This window comes from Bordetella holmesii (assembly GCF_020735985.1).
Taxonomy (GTDB): Bacteria; Pseudomonadota; Gammaproteobacteria; order Burkholderiales; family Burkholderiaceae_B; genus Bordetella; species Bordetella holmesii.
On sequence record NZ_CP085973.1, the window covers coordinates 2,162,557 to 2,179,961 of the forward strand.

Genomic DNA, 17,405 nt, shown 5'->3' on the forward strand with positions numbered 1-17,405 from the left:
GGCGTCGGGAACATGGCTGGCAAGCATATCCAGGATTAAACCACCGCCACTGCCCATGGCGGAAATCTTGAACTATGATCCTGCAAATAACTATTATTCTTGATTGATTTTCGGAATTCCTGCTCGCGCCATGCTCGCCGCCGCAAAAATCAAAACCTGGTATCTGGTCCATAAATGGACCAGCCTGGTATGCACCATCTTTCTGTTCATCATCTGCGTGACCGGCCTGCCGCTCATATTCCATGAGGAAATCGAGCATCTGTTCGATGAAGGCAAGCCCATCGTCGAGATGCCGGCGGACACGCCCATGGCAAGCCTGGACAGAATCACAGCCATTGCTCGCGCACAATATCCGAATGAACTGATCGACTACGTCTATCTGGATCCTGACGCGCCGCAAGCCTATGTCGGCATGACGCCCGATCAGCGCAAATCCAGCGACCTGGGGCACGCCGTGCGCGTGGACGTGCGCAGCGCCGAACTCCTGCATGACGGCCCGCTCTACAGCACCGACCGCTTCTCGTTCATGGGTATCATGCTGGCGCTGCACATGGACTTGTACGCCGGCCTGGCCGGCGAACTGTTTCTCGGTTTGATGGGGTTGCTGTTCTGCGTGGCCATTGTTTCCGGCGTCGTGCTCTACGGCCCTTTCATGAAAAAGCTGGACTTCGGCACGGTGCGTGCTGCGCGCTCGACGCGCATCAAATGGCTGGACCTGCACAATTTGCTTGGTGTGGTGACCCTCGTGTGGGCCTTTGTCGTAGGGCTGACTGGCGTCATCAATGAACTGTCCACGCCACTGTTCCGCCTTTGGCAGGCGACCGAGCTGACCGCACTGCTCGAGCCCTACAAAGGCAAACCCGTCCCCCAGCAACTCGCCTCGCCTCAGCTCGTGGCCGACACTGCCCTGGCGGCGCTGCCGGGCACCAAAATCACCTCCATGGCTTACCCGGGCAATCTTTACGGCAGCCCGCAACACTTCACCGTCTGGATGCGCGGCGACACACCGCTGACCTCCAAACTGCACACCCCGGTGCTCGTCGACGGCTCGAGCGGCGAACTTGCCAAAGTGGCCCAGATGCCGTGGTACCTGACTGCCCTGGAAGTGTCCCGTCCGCTGCACTTTGGCGACTACGGCGGCTTGCCTTTGAAGATCATCTGGGCGCTACTGGATCTCATCACTATCGTAGTGCTGGCCAGCGGACTCTACCTCTGGATCGCACGCCGCAAAGCCACCGACGCACGCGTGGCCGAGCTGGTCCGCAAACATCAGCAGGCCGCCGCGCCGCAACGGAAGCCCGCATGAGCCCGCGTCAACAATTCTGGTTCGTATGGGGCGCGCCCATCTATCTTGGTCTGCTTGCCACCTTCGGGTTGCTGGCCGCCTTGCTGGGTACGGGCCTTTGGCATTGGGCATCCTGGGCGGCGTTGACCTGGCCCTTGCTGGTCATCGGCTGGTACTGGCTTCGGCCGCAAGACAGCAAACGCCGCGCCCGCGACGCCGGCTGAAAAACAGGCCCGCGCCGCTGATCCGGCCAGGCCTGTGGCGCGCCCGTCAGCGCCGCGCCTGCGTAAAGCCCGCCACAGGATGCGGGACATACGCGGACTCCAGCCGCGCGATTTCATCGGCATCGAGCCTGAGCGCCAGGGCGGCCTGTGCGTCCTCGAGGTGGCCCGGACGGCTGGCGCCGATGATAGGCGCGGTCACTTCCGGCTGGTGCAACAGCCAGGCCAAGGCCACCTGTGCACGGGACACGCCACGCGCGGCCGCGACCTCGGCCACCGCTTGCACGACCAGACGATCCGACTCCGCGGTAGCGCGATAAATGCTCTGCAACACCTCATCGCTGTCCGCACGCTGGCTGCTCTCATCCCAGTCCCGCGTGAGCTTGCCGCGTGCCAGCGGGCTCCACGGCAACACACCTATCTTCTGATCCGCACACAGCCCGAGCATCTCGCGCTCCTCTTCGCGGTACATCAGGTTGTAGTGGTTCTGCATGGTCACAAAGCGCGCCCAGCCTTTTTGCTCCGACAGCGACAGCGCGCGGGCAAACTGCCAGGCATGCATCGAGGAGGCGCCTATATACAGGGCCTTGCCCGCGCGCACCACGTCATTGAGCGCCTCCAGCGTCTCCTCAATAGGTGTAGCGTAATCCCAGCGATGGATCTGATACAGATCCACATAGTCCGTGCCCAGCCGCGCGAGGCTGGCGTCGATCTCACGCATGATCGCCTTGCGCGACAGGCCGCCGCGATGCTCGCCCACCGGGAAATACACCTTGGTGGCAATGACGACATCATCACGCTTGACGAAGTCGCGCAAGGCTCGTCCGACGATTTCTTCACTGGATCCATCCGAATAGCTGTTGGCCGTATCAAAGAAGTTGATCCCCATGTCCAGCGCCTGGCGCAGCAACGGTCGACTTTGCGTCTCATCCAAGGTCCAGGGATGCTTGCCCCGTTGCGGATCGCCATAGGTCATGCAGCCCAGGCACAGCCGCGACACCTTGACGCCGGTATTGCCCAATTTCACATATTGCATTCGCTTAACCCTTGTAGACGGCCGGGTCGGGCCCCAGCCGCTTGCCGTTGGACAGGCCATCAATAGCCTGCATGTCTGCGCTGCTTAGCTCGAAACCAAAGACGTCGATATTCGCTTTGATGCGCGCGGGCGTCACCGATTTTGGAATCACGATCAGACCGCTTTGCAGATGCCAGCGCAAGATCACCTGAGCCGCCGTCTTGCCCAGGCGTTGGGCAATGTCCGCGATCGTGGGATCGTGCGTCGCCCCGCCCTGTCCCAGCGGGCTCCACGACTCGGTCGCGATACCGTGATCGGCATGGAATGCTCGCAACTCTCGCTGGGCAAAATCCGGATGCAACTCGATCTGATTCACCGCTGGAATGACGCCGGTCTGCTCCATCAGCAGGGTCAGATTCTCGCGCGTGAAATTGGACACGCCGATGGAGCGCGTCAGGCCCGCCTCACGCAACTCGACCATGCTGCGCTGACCTGCCCCCAGATTTAGTACGGCACCGACATAGAGCCCAGGGGTAAAAGACCTTCTTTCTGATGAGCCTGCACGAATTGCGCCGGCGTTAAATATCCGAGCGCGCTGTGAGGCCGATCGGTGTTGTACTCGACTCGCCAGTTTTCGATCAAGCTTTTAGCCTGTCGCAGGGACAAGAACCAGTGCTCGTTAAGGCATTCGTCGCGGAACTTGCCGTTGAAACTTTCGATATAAGCGTTCTCCACCGGCTTACCCGGCCGAATAAACGACAGCTTTACGCCTGCTTGGTAGGCCCAGGCGTCCAAGGCTCTTCCGGCGAACTCTGGCCCGTTGTCCACGGTAATAGATCGCGGCAGGCCACGCATCTCCGCCAGCCGTTGCAGCACCATGGCAACACGCAGTCCCGGCAACGACGTATCGACCTCGATGGCCAGGCATTCGCGAGTGTAGTCATCGACGATAGTCAAACAGCGGAATCGGCGGCCATAGGCTAGGCCGTCGGCCACAAAGTCCATTGACCAACTCTGATTCGGCGCGATTGCCGCTGGGCGAACCACGCGCTCGGTCGCCGCGATTCGCTTACGCTTTCGTTTTCGCACGCTTAACCCTGCCAGACTGTACAGCCGCCAGATTCGCTTGTGATTTGCTTGCCAGCCTTCGCGACGTAAGAGCACATGGATCCTCCGATAGCCGTAGCGTCGTTTCTCCACTGCCATCTCTTTCATGCGCTCGGTCAGCGCAGCATCGCCTGAGCGTGTGCTCTCGTAGGCAAACAGCGACCGCGAAATTCCTACCAGCCCACAGGCCCGGGTAACACCCATGCTGCGCTCGGTCATTAATGTCCTGACCGCCTCGCGTTTGGCCTGCGGGCTGACTACTTTCGGCTTAGCAGATCCTGAAGCGCCGCCTTGTCCAGCATCGACTCGGCCAACAGCTTCTTGAGCTTGTTGTTCTCCTGCTCCAGCTCCTTGAGCCTCTGAGCGTCCGACACCGTCATGCCACCGAACTTCGCCTTCCAGTTGTAGTACGTTGCCTCGGAGATTCCGTGCTTGCGGCACAACTCTGCGGGCTTGGCACCTGCATCGGCTTCCTTGAGCACGCCGATGATTTGCTCTTCCGTAAATCGTTTCTTCATTGCCATTCCTTTGGGAACGGACTCTACATCGATTTCGTACTAATCACGGGGAGCAGGTCACGCCAGGCATCGAGAAACGACGTGCTGCCGGCAAGTGGCCAATGAATAAGATAGAGATCGACATAGGCCAATCCGAGCTTGCCTAGACTCTCCTCCAACGCCTTGCGAGCATCCTGGTGACGGTTATTCCAGAGTTTTGTCGTCACGAACAGTGCGTCGCGCGGTGAGCCCGCGGTCTTGAGCGCTTCGCCCACGCCGGCCTCGTTGCCGTAAATCGCCGCCGTGTCCACCGACCGGTAGCCCGCCTGCAGAGCCGCAGAGACAGCCGCGCTAGCCTCATCATTGGGCACCTGCCAGACGCCAAAGCCCAACTGCGGCATGGAATTGCCGTCATTCAAGGGCACGCTCGGAACACGTGTTGCCATACGACCTCCCAGAATCGTCCCATCCCCACGGTGGGTAACGGTATTGAGGGTCATCATAGCTGCGTGGAGGATAATTCGGACAGTTCCCCTAGCCGACGGCCTTATAAGCCGCCCTCCTTCGCATGCCCGCTCCTTTTGCTCACTCGCCGCGTGGCAGTCTGGCCACCATCCGCACACTGCTGCCTTATCTCTGGCCTGCCGGCCACCCAGGGCTCAAAGCACGCGTGGTGCTGGCCGTGCTCAGCCTGATCGTCGCCAAGGCAGCACTGGTCTACGTTCCCATCCTCTACAAACAAGCCATCGACGCATTGAGCCAGGGCACACCTGGCGCACTCGTCGTGCCCGTGGGCCTGATCCTGGCCTATGGCGGCGCACGAGTGCTGTCATTGCTGTTCTCGGAGCTGCGCGACGCCATCTTCGCGCGCGTGGCTCAACATGCCATCCGAGCCGTGGGGCTGCAGATCTTCCGGCATCTGCATGGCCTGGCATTGCGCTTCCATCTCGAGCGCCAGACGGGCGGGCTCACCAGGGCCATCGAACGTGGCACCAAGGGCATCCAGACCCTGCTTACCTTCCTGCTCTTCAATGTACTGCCTACCTTCTTCGAAATCGGTCTGGTCTGCGTGGTGTTATGGAAGATGTTCGATGGCTGGCTGGCGCTGGCCACGGGCCTGACCGTCACGCTCTATCTGACGTACACCCTCATCGTCACGGAATGGCGTGCCAAGTACCGCCGCCAGATGAATGAAACGGACTCGCAGGCCAACACCAAGGCCGTGGAAAGTCTGCTGAACTACGAAACCGTCAAATACTTCGGCAATGAAGCGCACGAAGCCCAGCGCTACGACGCCTCATTGCGCAGCTATGAACGTGCCGCCGTGCGCAGCCAGGTCAGCCTGTCGATCTTGAACATCGGTCAGGCCCTCATCATCTCCGCCGGATTGACCGTGGTGATGTGGATGGCCGCCCAAGGCATCGCCCAAGGTCGCTACACTCTGGGCGACTTCGTGCTGGTCAATACCTATCTGCTGCAGCTCTATGATCCCCTGAGCTTCTTCGGCTTCATTTACCGCGAAATCAAGCAGGCGCTGATCGATATGGAGCGCATGTTCGACCTTCTCGGGCAGGATCGCGAAGTGGCAGATGAGCCCGGCGCGCCCGAACTGCACCTGCGCGGTGGTGCCATCGAGTTTCGCGATGTGGTGTTTGGCTATGATGAGCGCCGCCCGATCCTCAAAGGCGTGAGTTTTCAGGTTCCCGCTGGCAAAACCGTAGCCGTCGTGGGCAGCTCAGGCGCGGGCAAATCCACGCTGGCACGGTTGCTGTTTCGCTTCTACGATGTCAAGCAAGGTGCTGTCCTGATCGATGGGCAGGACATCCGAGCGGTCACGCAGGCCAGCTTGCGCGCTGCCATTGGCGTGGTCCCCCAGGATACCGTGCTGTTTAACGACACCATCCGCTACAACATTGCCTATGGCCGGCCCGGGGCGACCCTGGCTCAGGTGCACGAGGCGGCCCGCCTGGCCCATATCCACGAACTCATCATGAGCATGCCCGAAGGCTATGACACCCTCGTCGGCGAGCGCGGCCTGAAATTGTCCGGCGGTGAAAAGCAGCGGGTGGCCATTGCTCGCACCATCCTGAAAAACCCCTGCATTTTTCTTTTTGACGAGGCCACCAGCGCCTTGGATTCGCACACCGAGCGGGAGATTCAGGATAATCTGCGCGACGTCAGCCAGGGCCGCAGTACGCTCATCATTGCCCACCGTCTCTCGACGGTGGCTGACGCCGACGACATCATCGTCCTGGGCGATGGCCTCGTGCTCGAGCGCGGACGCCACGCAGAGCTGCTGGCCCGCAAAGGGGTTTATGCCAGCATGTGGGCTCGGCAACAGGAGTCCGGCGCCCCCATCGCGATCTGACGGCGAGCGCGCTCATGGCAAAATGATCACCTTCATGGCTGCGGAAGAATGGTATGACTGAATCGTGTGCCGTGCGCGTGTGCGACGCGCAATCCCTGGTCAACGGCGGGCCAGGTGTGAAATTGCCCGTCACCGATGGCAGCGGCCAGACCACCGTCTTTTTTGTCCGCTACCAGGACAAGGTGTATGGCTACCTCAATCGCTGCACGCACGTCGGCGTGGAAATGGACTGGGAGAACAGTTTTTTCACGCGCGCAGGCGATCTGCTCATGTGTGCGCGGCATGGGGCGACATTTCAGCCGGATACGGGCGTGTGCGCGGGTGGCGCGGGCAGAAACAGCCGCCTGACGGCGCTGGAGGTCCAAGAGCGCGAGGGCGCCGTCTATTGGCTTCCCTCAGGCAAGATACAGCCGCTCTGACCTGGCTTACGGCGCAAGGCGGAACCCCAGGTCTATGCCCCACTTATCCGTCTCGCGCAGCCACCTGGCGCCGCACTCCATGCAGCGGAAATGATCCTCGCGGTTGGACTCCCGCCCACGTTGCGTCGCTTGCGTATACCCCTGGTGCCCCAACTGCTGATGAGGCATCACGCCCGAAAGCCCGGGTTGAATCGACTGACACGCAGGACACATCACACTCATGACTTCTCCCTTCAATAATTTCCAAACTGTAAGGGATAGCCGCAAGCCGGACGAATGGGCGCTGGACGGCATCAACCGACCTGCCGCCGGTCAGCCTCCTATCACGCTGACGTAACCCGTCCAAAGATGATAGGGCGTGGTGCTGGGCATGTCGCGGCGCAAGACCTCACCCTCCGGGCTGAGCACCTCATGCCAGCCGGCCGCGTGCAGGAAGCGGCCGCGCAGTGCCTGCAATTGGCGCAAGCGGTCTGGGCTGGCCACTAACGCCAGATAGCGCGCGTACTCGGTCTGAGCCCAGATGCGTTGCTGCCCATCGATAACCGAGCCGTCCAGCGCCAGGCAGGCATGCACACCGCAGGTGTGGGCGGCCACGCCGTGAGCCTCGGCCCAGGTAGCTGCCCGCCCCACCAGCGCCGCCAGATCCAGACCGTCGAAAACGTCTGGCGCACTGGCCAGCAGCGCGTACCATTCAAACTGATGACCTGGTTCGATGCGATTGTCCGGTTCATCGCGTGCAAGCTCGAGGATGCAGTGCGTATCGGCATCGACGTAAACATCGAACACCTGTTGCGCAAGCTCGCGCAGCTTCTGCGCAAACCACGCCGGCTCGGCCAACGCTGCCGCTGCCAGATAGGCTTCGGTCAAATGCATGACAGGATTCTGTTCGCGCCCGCGCACGATCTCGCCTTCGGACGAACGGGCGGCGATATAGCACCCCTGCTCGTCGCGAAAACGGGCTTCGATATCGCGCACCGTCGACAGCAGAACCTTGTGTGCTTCGCTATGCCGGGTGCGTTCGAAATACACCGCACATGCCAGCACAATGAAGGCGTGCGTGTAGAGATCCTGGGTAGTGTCCAACGGCTCGCCTGCCGCATCCACGCTGTAGTACCAGCCTCCGGCAGGATTGCGGAAGATTCGCAGCAAGGCATCGAACAGACGGCTTGCATGCGCGTGCCCATGCGGGTCGCGCGAGTAAATGAAAATCTGCCGCGCACAGGCCATGGCCCGGTAACGCGCCACCGGTAAGGGACGCGCCGAGGTGTCATCCACGGCTTCGTAGGGCAAACCCAGTTCGGGATTGAAACCGGCGCTCAGCCATAAGGGCAGCACCACGTTGCTGTAGTGCTGACGCAAAAGAGACTGGATGTCGGCGAAATCAGATTCAGACATGCTTGCTGGCAAAAGGAGTGCATCGCGGCCGACCCGCAGAATAACTCAACTCAGAGGTCAGCCCCAGAAACAGCACGGGCCGGCCTACGGAAGGTGGCCGGCCCTTGGTAACGATCAGGGTTGGAGGTTAACGATATATGTTTTCGCTCAGCCAATCCTGCGCGAACGACTCCGCTCTATCACGTGCCTCATCAAGCGACGCGCACGGGCCCAGGTAAGAAAACGCGGCGTCTATCTCGGTGCCGCCTTCGGCCGTCACGGTAAGCAATACCCCATAGCCGCCTGTGTCCATAGCGGCAGTAGACAGGTCTATCAGTACTTCCTGGTCGCGAAGCTGCATGGCGTCCTCCCAGTTTGCTTCAAGTCGGTCGGCTGACCGCCTTGTTGGAGGGCGGAAACTCCCGCCTGTAGTAATACGACTGTCCCAATGCCTGCAAGTTCAACCACCCTGCTAACCAACTACGCAACAGTTTGTTCCGCAATGGTCCTAAACGCGATGAATCGCGCCCAGCCCCTCCATATGAAGCGCCAGCCTGCCTTTCTCCGTGATCACCAACTGGCCCTCGGGGCCGCGCTCGACACAGCGCAACGTCACCAGCGCCTCGGCGAAGTTCTCCGGCACCTGCGCCTTGTCGCCTTGTTCGGCGACGATTTGCAGCCAATACGCCAATTCTCCTTGCTGAAACGAATGCCGTGCCATCTGAACCTCGAAACTGAAAGCGCAGAACATATCATGCCCGTTTCTGATGGATTGCGCGCGCCCAGGACAGGCTTTCGCTCACGGCAGCCGCCGGCGGGAAGCAAAGGCGCCCGCCGACTCCCTACTACGAGCAACTCTCGAGATTCTGCCGCCGCCGGGCAACACAAGCGGCGTTCTGCGACAACGCGAAATATTCGCGCAATGCATCAATGCGACGCAACAATTCTGCGCGGCCGCCGCCCCGGATCAGAGCTTCCACCCGCGTCGTCGGCACGCAATACGCCGCCAAACCCGATTTGATGCGTCGCAGCGCAAGCGTCTGCCGCACCGCAATCGCGCACCGTCCGTCAAGTAGATCCTCTGGAAAACCCTAGGGCACTTTCCAATTTAGCGGCGCAAAATGCAATCACAACAGCTTGAACAAGGCGTTGCGACCCCCGCAACGCCGTTGTACCCCTAGCGGGTGTGACGGAGGCAACATGACTTATGTAGCAGTCTGTTCGTTGTTGGTTATCCTGGCCATCGCTGGATTGGCGGTGAAAACGTGGCAATCCGCCGGGACAGGGATTGCGGCGAAAATGTCCGCCGCCCTGGCTGGGTCCACTTACGCGTTTCTTTTGATAATACCGCTGGGCTTCTTGCTCGTATCTTCTCTGGAATGAAGCGGCCATAAAAAATCCCGGTGCATAACCGGGATTTTTTTTGCCAGATACGCCGGTCAATGGCGACGGCGTATCGCGCCTGCGACGCGGCCCAGCAGATAAGCCGCCACGCCCACAGCCAGCAGCGACCCCATAGGATGGCGGCGCACCAGCGATTGCACGGTGTCAGCCACATCATCGATGCTGTCGGCCGCCGTGCCCATCGCGCCCTGCACTTTGCCTTCCATCTGCCGCGCAATACCGCGTGCCCGCAGCTTGGCGTCCTCGAACACTTCGCCAGCGGCTTCTTCACCGCGGCCCGCCAATTCCTTGGCCTTTCCTGTTACTGTATCGATCGACATATTGCAGCTCCTTTGATAGCGCCGCCTTGACGGGCGGCGCGTTTACCTTAGAGGTCCAGCTTGTTGATCTTGGCACCCTCGAGCGAAACGCCCGCCATCAGACCCGTATTGGTCAGAATGAAGCCGACCACCGGTTTCTGTGCCGAAATGGTGTCAATACGGCCATTCGCACCGATGTTGGCCACCGCCACCGACACATCGACCCCGGCAGTCCAGCCATTGCTGTTGCGGAATTTATCCAGCGCTTCCTGCGTCATGAAAAGCAGAATGACCGCTTTGGACTGCGCACCGGCCTGGAAGCCAACCGAACCCGCTGTGGTGCTGTAATAACCGACATCCTTGCCGCCGACGCGCAGCACGCCCTTGCCGTATTGGGCACCCACGATAAAGCTGGCGCTGACCACCGATGGGAATACCAGCACGCCCTTGGCCTTCTGGATCAGGGCCTGAGCATCCGGCGACGCCTGGTTCAGGCGCGACAGGGCGTTGTCGGCACCCGAGTTGATTTCCTGACGCTGGCTCGTCGCCGATCCACTGTCCTGCGCCTTGGTGGTGGTGCAACCCGTAAACACCAACCCTGCCAAAGCAACGGCTGCTGCGGCCATTCCCGCGCGCCGGGTACGACTATAGGCATTAAACATGGGACCCTCCTTCCGTGGTTGAGGTCGTCTTCAGCTTAGCAAAGCCATGCGCACTCATCGCAACAATTTGGCGACAGATGGCCCCAAAAGTGTTACGGAAAGAAACCACGCGTCCGTCTCGCCCCGAGATGGTAGGCCATGATGAACAAGAGGCTTTCATACTGACGGATCGACGTCAGTTGTCAGCGGAAACACCCTGACTCTCTCTGTCTCGCGGCCTGCCTTCAGGCGCCGTTATCCGCTAGCATGGCAGCAGATCCCAATGGTTAAATTCTGGAACACCATTCATTCATGCCAGCTTCCGACCTCGACGCCACGGACATCCGCATACTCAATGCGTTGCAACGCGACGCCCGGCTCTCCAATGTGGAGCTGGCGCAGCGTGTGAATCTTTCTCCGTCGCCGTGCCTGGCAAGAGTCCGGCGCCTCGAAGCCGAAGGACTTATCGATCGTCGCGTGACACTGCTCAACGCGCGCAAACTGGGCCTGAAGGTCAATGTGTTCATCCAGATATCCCTGGATAAACAGCGCAAGGAAGCGCTCGATGTGTTCGAGCGCGAAATCGCCGTCTTGCCCGAGATCATGGAGTGCTACCTCATGTCCGGCGACGCGGATTATCTGGTGCGCGCCCTGGTGGAGGACGTCGACGCGCTCGAGCAACTCATCGTCGAACGTATTACTCGTATTCCCGGCGTGGCCAGCATTCGATCCAGCTTTGCACTTAAACAGGTGCTCTACACCACCGCCGTACCCTTGCGCTAATGCGCGTCCCCATCCAGGCGATGCAGGTGTCCCTGCAGGGTTTTAGCTACCGCCGCATAGTGCTCGGCCAGCTTACGCAACTGAGCCTCGTCGAGATTTTCGGCGTCCACCAGCCCGTCGTTGGCGCCCTTGAGCGCCAGCAGCAGCTCATCGAGCTTCAAATGCACCGCCTGGCTGTCCTTGTTCTGGCTTTGCTGGATCAAAAACACCATCAGAAACGTAACGATCGTGGTACCGGTGTTGATGACCAACTGCCAAGTTTGCGAGTATCCGAATACCGGTCCGCTAACCGCCCAGCCGAGCACCAGTGCAAAGGCCGTCACAAAGGCCAGCGAACTGCCGGCCCAACGTGTGGCAAAACGGGCAAAACGATCAAAAGCGATAGCCGGACGCGACGCGTCGGGCGACGGGCAATGTTGGCTCGCAGCACTGGAGCGGGACTGTGTCATGGCCGATCTCCCTGATCTCATCTCACGCAAACCTTAGCCCAGGGGCCTGCCGCAGGCAATCGCCTACACTGGTGTTTTGCATCAGGAGTGAACATGGAAAACCAGGAAGTTCTCGTCGCCTTCGCCCAGGCCATCCAGGAGCTGGCCGCCAAAACTGCCACGGCAGAATCGGCCCTGCATTGCCTGATCCAAGCCCAGGACGAGCCGACGCGGGCCCGCTTTGGCGAAGCCTTCAACACTGTGGCCCGAGGCTTGATCCAGCCGCGCCCCGACCGCCCCCTCACCGGCCAGGCACTCGCCCAACTGGCGCTTGCCGTCAATGCCTACCTGGAGGCGGCTGGCCACCCGCCATTGCCGGCGCCAGCTGCCTGACAGAGCCGCCAACGCCCCTGGATGCATCGGGCTGCCCTCTTGCGGCATTTCGGGGTAGGATCACATAAGATTGCAGCGCCCCACACGTGGCCACCGATCAGGCGCTGCCCGCCACCTCAGGGGGACGATATGAGCAAGGCAAACGTACTGCGCCTGTTGCATCTTTCCGATACCGATCCAGCCCTGGCCGCAAGGCTGCACCCCTTGGAGCGCTGGGGAATCACGACCGCCGCCGAGGCACTGGCGGAAGTCTCACGAGACTTCCGCCTGCCGTTTTCGGCCGATGAGGCTCGTGCCGCACTGGCCAGCCATGAAGGCCTGCCCTTATACCTGCCGCAGGCCGGCAATTCGCGCGGTACCAAGCAAGATCCGGGCTAGCGCTGGCAATCGGGGCGGCGACCACGTCCCTTGCAGGATATCGACCCGTCGTTGCGGTTCATGGCATTATCTTGCGCCCTGCGGGCAGCAGTAATGTCCAAGACGCCATGACAACCTCCGAGCGCCCTATGACGCAACAGCCACGTATTCTGATCAATCGTCCCGTCTTTTTCATTTCGGGCGCCCTCATTCTTGCTCTGGCTTTATTCGCCGTGCTGGCTCCGGTCCGTGCCCAATGGCTTTTCGGCGCCGTGCAGGACTGGATCTTCCTGAACGCCAGCTGGTTCTATATGCTGGCCGTGGCCACTATTCTGGTGACCATGGTGCTGGTCGCATTCAGCCGCTATGGTGACATCAAGCTCGGCCCCGATCACAGTCAGCCTGACTACCGCGATCCCACCTGGTACGCCATGCTCTTTGCCGCGGGCATGGGCATAGGCCTGATGTTTTTCGGCGTGGCCGAGCCTGTCATGCATTTTCTGGACCCGCCGCTGGGCCAGGGCGGTACGCCAGAAGCCGCGCGCGAGGCGCTAAGCATCACTTTCTTTCATTGGGGCCTGCATGGCTGGGCGGTCTATGCCGCTGTCGCGCTCATCCTGGCGTACTTCTCTTTCCGTCACGGGCTGCCGCTGACGCTGCGCTCGGCGCTCTATCCCATTCTTGGCGACCGCATTTACGGCCCTATCGGCAATGCCGTCGATATCTTCGCCATCATAGGCACGGTGCTCGGCGTGGCCACGTCCCTGGGGCTGGGCGTGGCCCAGATGAACGCGGGTCTCAATTATCTCTTTGATGTGCCCATCAGCACCCCCGTGCAGATCGGGCTTATCGTGATTGCCTGCGGCCTGGCCACGCTTTCGGCAGCCAGCGGGCTGGACAAGGGCGTGCGCTACCTGTCAGAAGCCAATATGGTTCTGGCAGTGCTGCTGCTTCTGTTCGTGCTCTTTACCGGACCCACGGTTTTTCTGTTGCAAGCCTTTGTCGAAAACGTCGGCGTCTACCTTTCGGGTATCGTGGCCCGCACCTTCAACCTCTATGCCTATGACCAAACGGACTGGATCGGGGGATGGACGCTTTTTTACTGGGGTTGGTGGATCGCCTGGTCGCCTTTCGTGGGCGTGTTCATCGCACGCATCTCGCGCGGGCGCAGTATCCGCCAGTTCCTCGGTGGCATGCTGCTGGTGCCCACCGGCTTCACGTTCTTCTGGATGACGGTGTTTGGCGACTCCGCCATCTTCCACATCCTCACAGGGGGGATGTCTGACTTCGGTCAGGCCATACGTGCCGACAGCACGCTGGCATTGTTCGTATTTCTTGAACAGTTCCCATGGGCCACCGTGATGTCTTTCTTCTGCGTGGTGATGGTGTTGATCTTCTTCGTCACCTCAGCGGACACGGGCGCCTTGGTCGTAGACATGCTGGCCTCGGGCGTGGACAACGCGCCGGTCTGGCAGCGTGTCTTCTGGTCTATTCTGATGGGCGCCTTGGCCATTGCGCTATTGCTGGCCGATGGCCTGAAAGCGTTGCAGACGGCTACCGTGGCCAGCGCCCTGCCCTTCTCGATCGTCATTCTGATTTCCATCTATGGTCTGCTCAAGGCGCTGAAGCTCGACAGCGCCAAGCGCCAGCTGCGTTATCGCAGCACCAGCCGTGGAGCGGTACGCCCGCAATCCGAGACCTGGCAGCGGCGAATCCGCAACATGGTCATGATGCCGCGCCGCGCGCATGTGCAGCGCTTCATCGCCGATGTTGCCCGTCCCGCCATGGAAAACGTGGCCGAGGAGCTCTCCAAGGAAGGCTATGCCTGCCGGGTTGAAGAAGGCGACGATGGCAGCGTGGCCCTGCACGTCGCCCACCATGGGCAGTACCTGGACTTCAGCTACAGCGTCATGCCGATAGCCGAGATACGCCCCAGCCTCACTCCGGAAGACGCCCGCGACGAAGAAGAGCGCCGCTACTTCCGCGCCGAGGTCCATCTGGGCGAAGGGGGGCAGGACTACGACATCATGGGCTGGAGCCGCTCCGAAGTCATCGGCGACATCCTGGACCAGTATGAACGTCACCGCCATTACCTGCATGTGGTGAGCTGATCCGGCCGCCACCCGCGACCGTCCAGCGCCCGTCTTATCGGGCGCTGGACGGTAACAACTGCATGCCCGTGCGCTCGACGAACTCCGCATAGCTGATGGGCGCCTGCGCCTTGGTGGCCGAATTGTTGTCCTGCCAGTGCACCCAGGCGTGGTGCGTGGTCGCGTCGTAGACCACCTTGAACAGTGTCTGGGGAACGGCCACGCCGCGACCGATGTGTTCAGGCTTGGCGGAGTAAACCGGCCCGGTAAGCACATAGACATCGCCCGCAGCGCGCAACGCGTACTTGCGGGTATCTTGCTCGATGCGACTCCAGGCCCCCGCATTGTGCTTCTGGTCCTGCGGGACCATGTTGGCCAAGGAAAAACTCTGCGCCATGCCTTCTGCGCTTGCCATGTCGCCGGCCGGTGCCATGTGTCCGCGGGAGTATCCCGAACCGCGATAATCCGTCAGCTCCGCGCGCTCGCCAACCGGTAGACGCGCCTCGGCGTAGAACTTGTCCGTGCGCTGCAGACCCTGAGCCTGCGTGACATGAGCGCGATTCAAGCGTTCGGCGACGACGACCGGCGTTTTGGTCTGGCCATTATGCAAAATGGCAAATGACGAAAAACACAATTCCCGCAAGCCGCTGCGCGCGGGTACGGCAGGCATTCGACCCGGCGGGAAAAATTCTGGGCAGTCGCTAAACCTGGTCTGAACGACCTCTGCGGTATCTCCAGGCAGCGCCGCCACTTCCGTCTGATGGGGCCATCCCAGACGCCCCAGCGGATCCGCCGGCGACATGGAGAATTTCGGCCCCAGCGCAATGGTCGCCGCGCCGAAACTGACAATAGAAGAAACAAACAGGGCCCGAAAAAAACGATAAAGGCGGCTGGCGGGTCGCGCCGCCGGGGAGCGGCGCCGGGTTCTGGAAGCTGGTTTTCTGGTGCGAGTCATGCTGCGTAATGGCTGGCCGGCGTACATCTGAATAGCCGCGTTGAGGCAGCGATTGTAGATGAGCAAAAATGCCGGATCCGCCGATCAGCACATCAACCAAATGGGGACCGCGGCAACATACGGCCGGTCAAGCCCCCAAAGCCGGCGGCCGAACCCACCACGTCCGCCATGCAAAAGGGCCGACCTCAACTTACTCGAGGTCGGCCCAGGGCCTGCGATTCAAATCCGCGGGCTGTGATCGCTCAGATCACCTCAATCTTCGTCGCGCATGGCCCTTTGGGACCCATACCCTCGACGAACGAAACTCGTTGATTCTCTTCGAGCGACTTATAGCCGCTGCCAACGATTTCCGAGAAATGCGCAAAGAGGTCTTTACCGCCGGATTCCGGCATGATGAAACCAAAACCCTTTTCGCTGTTGAACCACTTTACGACGCCAATTTCTGTTTTCAATGTCTTTCCTTGTCATGAGGGAAACGTCCCTCATGGACACTATGGCCTGCCTGCGTCCATAAATACACCACTGTTACCAAATAGTGTGCAACAAGCAGAATAACCACACTTGACGGCCCGTCTTACCGGCCAATCGGGGCGGCAGCACCCATTCCTGGGGCCCGACGGCCCTTTGCCTGAGAACCGTTCATGGAAATAAAAAGCAACTTTCAACAAATAAAACAGAAACAAATATCTTCGTTTATTCAACAAAAACGGCCATATTTACGATTTTAATTCCGTAAACCAGAACAAATAAAAATTTTCGAGAAATGCATGTATCCGGAGAGTATTTCGCAACTGCACAGAACTACGGCTTACCCCCGCGCCTCGCAGAGCACAACCTCGCAGGCAAGCGCGCCGCGCGCGTCCCTGCAACGGATGCGCCAGGCGCCCCGGCCACCCGTGCCTACTGAAACCCGTAAAGGCGAGCCGGATTGCGCACCAATACCTGCTCCCGCGTCACCGCATCTGCCAGCCAGGCATGCAGTTCGGCACGCAGACGCGCCGCTGGCACATCGCGGTAGGCACTCACCTCAGTCGGCAGCAGGCCCGGCTGGCGATTGGTGTGCGGCCAATCGCTTGCCCACAGTGCGCGCTCCGGATTGCAGGCCACGATGGCCCGCGCCAGCGCTGCCAGGCGGCAGGCCTGCGCGTCGTTATCTGGATCCGGCGCCACCCGGTAGGAGGCCGACAGCTTTATGTACGCATCCCCGTCGGCCACCAGCCGCAGCACGCCTTGAATACGTGCATCCTGCAACGGCACCTGCACGGGAATCATAGCGAAGTGATCCAGAACGACCGGCACGGCCAGGCGAGCCAGTGTGGGAGCTGCCTGGGCAATGGCATCCAATGACGCATAGACCTGGATATGCCAGCCCTGCCCGGCCAGACGGGCGGCCCAGATCGCCAACGCCCGGCTGACAGCGGCCGCGTCGCTGGCACCGGTGCTTTCGAGATTGACTCGCAGGCCTCGAACTCCTGTCTCGTGCATGCGCGCAAGACAGGCATCGCTGACATCCGCATCGAGCAACCCCGCGCGCCGCCCCGCCCATCGCCGCAAGGCTCTCCAAGAGCAGGCGGTTGTCGTTGCCGTAGATGCTGGGCTGGACAATCACGGCTCGCGCCAGACCCAGCGCCCGCATGTGCGTGCGCAATCCTTCCACGCTGGCCGGGCCTGGCGTGTAGTGCCGCTGGGCCAGCATCGGATACTCAGCCTGCGGCCCCACCACATGGACATGGCAATCGCAGGCAAGCAAAGGCAGCCCTGCTGACATC

The 17,405-nt window shown here is 60.8% G+C and carries 20 protein-coding genes and 3 pseudogenes; 8 read left to right on the forward strand and 15 right to left on the reverse strand.

What is annotated here, in order from left to right:
* The first annotated feature begins 130 nt into the window (after positions 1 to 130).
* On the forward strand, positions 131 to 1,306 hold the full coding sequence (locus LK440_RS10375) for a PepSY-associated TM helix domain-containing protein (RefSeq protein ID WP_005012933.1): 1,176 nt from the start codon (positions 131 to 133) through the stop codon (positions 1,304 to 1,306).
* Positions 1,303 to 1,509, forward strand: coding sequence for a hypothetical protein (locus LK440_RS10380; RefSeq protein WP_005012931.1), 207 nt, complete (start codon positions 1,303 to 1,305; stop codon positions 1,507 to 1,509). Before LK440_RS10375 ends, LK440_RS10380 begins: the two co-directional genes overlap by 4 nt.
* A 46-nt stretch (positions 1,510 to 1,555) precedes the next feature.
* Here LK440_RS10380 and LK440_RS10385 read toward each other — a convergent pair whose 3' ends face one another.
* From LK440_RS10385 to LK440_RS10400, 4 genes and pseudogenes are all read right to left on the reverse strand, one after another.
* Positions 1,556 to 2,542, reverse strand: a complete 987-nt coding sequence (locus LK440_RS10385) for an aldo/keto reductase (protein WP_005012930.1) — start codon at positions 2,540 to 2,542, stop codon at positions 1,556 to 1,558.
* A 4-nt stretch (positions 2,543 to 2,546) separates the two neighbouring features.
* Positions 2,547 to 3,008, reverse strand: a pseudogene (locus LK440_RS10390) (aldo/keto reductase); the annotation flags it as partial.
* 17 nt (positions 3,009 to 3,025) lie between these two features.
* A protein-coding gene (locus tag LK440_RS10395) for an IS3 family transposase (RefSeq protein ID WP_370510763.1) occupies positions 3,026 to 4,146 on the reverse strand; the annotation gives its coding sequence in 2 pieces (ribosomal slippage) (positions 3,026 to 3,894 and positions 3,894 to 4,146; 1,122 coding nt in all).
* A gap of 50 nt (positions 4,147 to 4,196) precedes the next feature.
* A pseudogene (locus LK440_RS10400) lies at positions 4,197 to 4,571 on the reverse strand (aldo/keto reductase); the annotation flags it as partial.
* Between the two features lie 122 nt (positions 4,572 to 4,693).
* Between LK440_RS10400 and LK440_RS10405 the strand changes: the two are divergent.
* Positions 4,694 to 6,493: an ABCB family ABC transporter ATP-binding protein/permease gene (locus LK440_RS10405; protein WP_005012922.1), complete on the forward strand. Its 1,800-nt coding sequence runs from the start codon at positions 4,694 to 4,696 to the stop codon at positions 6,491 to 6,493.
* A 53-nt stretch (positions 6,494 to 6,546) separates the two neighbouring features.
* Positions 6,547 to 6,912, forward strand: coding sequence for a Rieske (2Fe-2S) protein (locus LK440_RS10410; protein ID WP_005012921.1), 366 nt, complete (start codon positions 6,547 to 6,549; stop codon positions 6,910 to 6,912).
* Positions 6,913 to 6,918: 6 nt separating this feature from the next.
* Here the strand turns inward: LK440_RS10410 and LK440_RS17965 are convergent, their stop codons facing one another.
* The 6 genes from LK440_RS17965 to LK440_RS10435 form a co-directional block, all read right to left on the reverse strand.
* Entirely contained in the window at positions 6,919 to 7,134 is a 216-nt protein-coding gene (locus LK440_RS17965; protein ID WP_005012919.1) for a hypothetical protein, read from the reverse strand.
* A gap of 90 nt (positions 7,135 to 7,224) precedes the next feature.
* On the reverse strand, positions 7,225 to 8,307 hold the full coding sequence (locus LK440_RS10415; protein WP_005012916.1) for an AGE family epimerase/isomerase: 1,083 nt from the start codon (positions 8,305 to 8,307) through the stop codon (positions 7,225 to 7,227).
* Positions 8,308 to 8,434: 127 nt separating this feature from the next.
* Positions 8,435 to 8,647, reverse strand: a complete 213-nt coding sequence (locus tag LK440_RS10420) for a hypothetical protein (RefSeq protein WP_005012915.1) — start codon at positions 8,645 to 8,647, stop codon at positions 8,435 to 8,437.
* 147 nt (positions 8,648 to 8,794) lie between these two features.
* On the reverse strand, positions 8,795 to 9,037 hold the full coding sequence (locus tag LK440_RS10425) for a hypothetical protein (RefSeq protein WP_005012914.1): 243 nt from the start codon (positions 9,035 to 9,037) through the stop codon (positions 8,795 to 8,797).
* 688 nt (positions 9,038 to 9,725) lie between these two features.
* The gene (locus LK440_RS10430) at positions 9,726 to 10,010 is read right to left on the reverse strand and encodes a CsbD family protein (protein WP_005012910.1); all 285 of its coding nucleotides are present in this window, start codon (positions 10,008 to 10,010) and stop codon (positions 9,726 to 9,728) included.
* A gap of 47 nt (positions 10,011 to 10,057) precedes the next feature.
* Positions 10,058 to 10,651, reverse strand: a complete 594-nt coding sequence (locus LK440_RS10435; RefSeq protein ID WP_005012903.1) for a BPSL1445 family SYLF domain-containing lipoprotein — start codon at positions 10,649 to 10,651, stop codon at positions 10,058 to 10,060.
* A gap of 291 nt (positions 10,652 to 10,942) precedes the next feature.
* On the opposite strand from LK440_RS10435, the gene LK440_RS10440 reads away from it, so the two are divergent.
* A complete protein-coding gene (locus tag LK440_RS10440; protein ID WP_005012901.1) occupies positions 10,943 to 11,413 on the forward strand; it encodes an Lrp/AsnC family transcriptional regulator in 471 nt (156 codons plus the stop codon).
* Here the strand turns inward: LK440_RS10440 and LK440_RS10445 are convergent.
* The gene (locus LK440_RS10445) at positions 11,410 to 11,862 is read right to left on the reverse strand and encodes a low affinity iron permease family protein (protein ID WP_005012900.1); all 453 of its coding nucleotides are present in this window, start codon (positions 11,860 to 11,862) and stop codon (positions 11,410 to 11,412) included. The genes LK440_RS10440 and LK440_RS10445 overlap by 4 nt on opposite strands.
* A gap of 93 nt (positions 11,863 to 11,955) precedes the next feature.
* Between LK440_RS10445 and LK440_RS10450 the strand changes: the two genes are divergently transcribed.
* The 3 genes from LK440_RS10450 (at position 11,956) to LK440_RS10460 (ending at position 14,702) form a co-directional block, all read left to right on the forward strand.
* Complete coding sequence (locus tag LK440_RS10450) at positions 11,956 to 12,234, forward strand: hypothetical protein (protein ID WP_005012896.1); 279 nt, start codon at positions 11,956 to 11,958, stop codon at positions 12,232 to 12,234.
* A 129-nt stretch (positions 12,235 to 12,363) separates the two neighbouring features.
* A complete protein-coding gene (locus LK440_RS10455) occupies positions 12,364 to 12,612 on the forward strand; it encodes a hypothetical protein (RefSeq protein ID WP_005012894.1) in 249 nt (82 codons plus the stop codon).
* Between the two features lie 128 nt (positions 12,613 to 12,740).
* Complete coding sequence (locus LK440_RS10460) at positions 12,741 to 14,702, forward strand: BCCT family transporter (RefSeq protein ID WP_005012893.1); 1,962 nt, start codon at positions 12,741 to 12,743, stop codon at positions 14,700 to 14,702.
* A gap of 34 nt (positions 14,703 to 14,736) precedes the next feature.
* On the opposite strand, the gene LK440_RS10465 is transcribed toward LK440_RS10460, so the two are convergent.
* The 4 genes and pseudogenes from LK440_RS10465 to LK440_RS17970 form a co-directional block, all read right to left on the reverse strand.
* Positions 14,737 to 15,483 (reverse strand): DNA/RNA non-specific endonuclease, encoded by a 747-nt coding sequence (locus tag LK440_RS10465; protein ID WP_005012891.1) that lies wholly within the window; start codon positions 15,481 to 15,483, stop codon positions 14,737 to 14,739.
* 395 nt (positions 15,484 to 15,878) lie between these two features.
* A complete protein-coding gene (locus LK440_RS10470; RefSeq protein WP_005012888.1) occupies positions 15,879 to 16,088 on the reverse strand; it encodes a cold-shock protein in 210 nt (69 codons plus the stop codon).
* A 448-nt stretch (positions 16,089 to 16,536) separates the two neighbouring features.
* Entirely contained in the window at positions 16,537 to 17,121 is a 585-nt protein-coding gene (locus tag LK440_RS10475; RefSeq protein ID WP_250637135.1) for an amidohydrolase family protein, read from the reverse strand.
* A 94-nt stretch (positions 17,122 to 17,215) separates the two neighbouring features.
* Positions 17,216 to 17,404, reverse strand: a pseudogene (locus LK440_RS17970) (amidohydrolase family protein); the annotation flags it as partial.
* Position 17,405 lies beyond the last annotated feature (1 nt).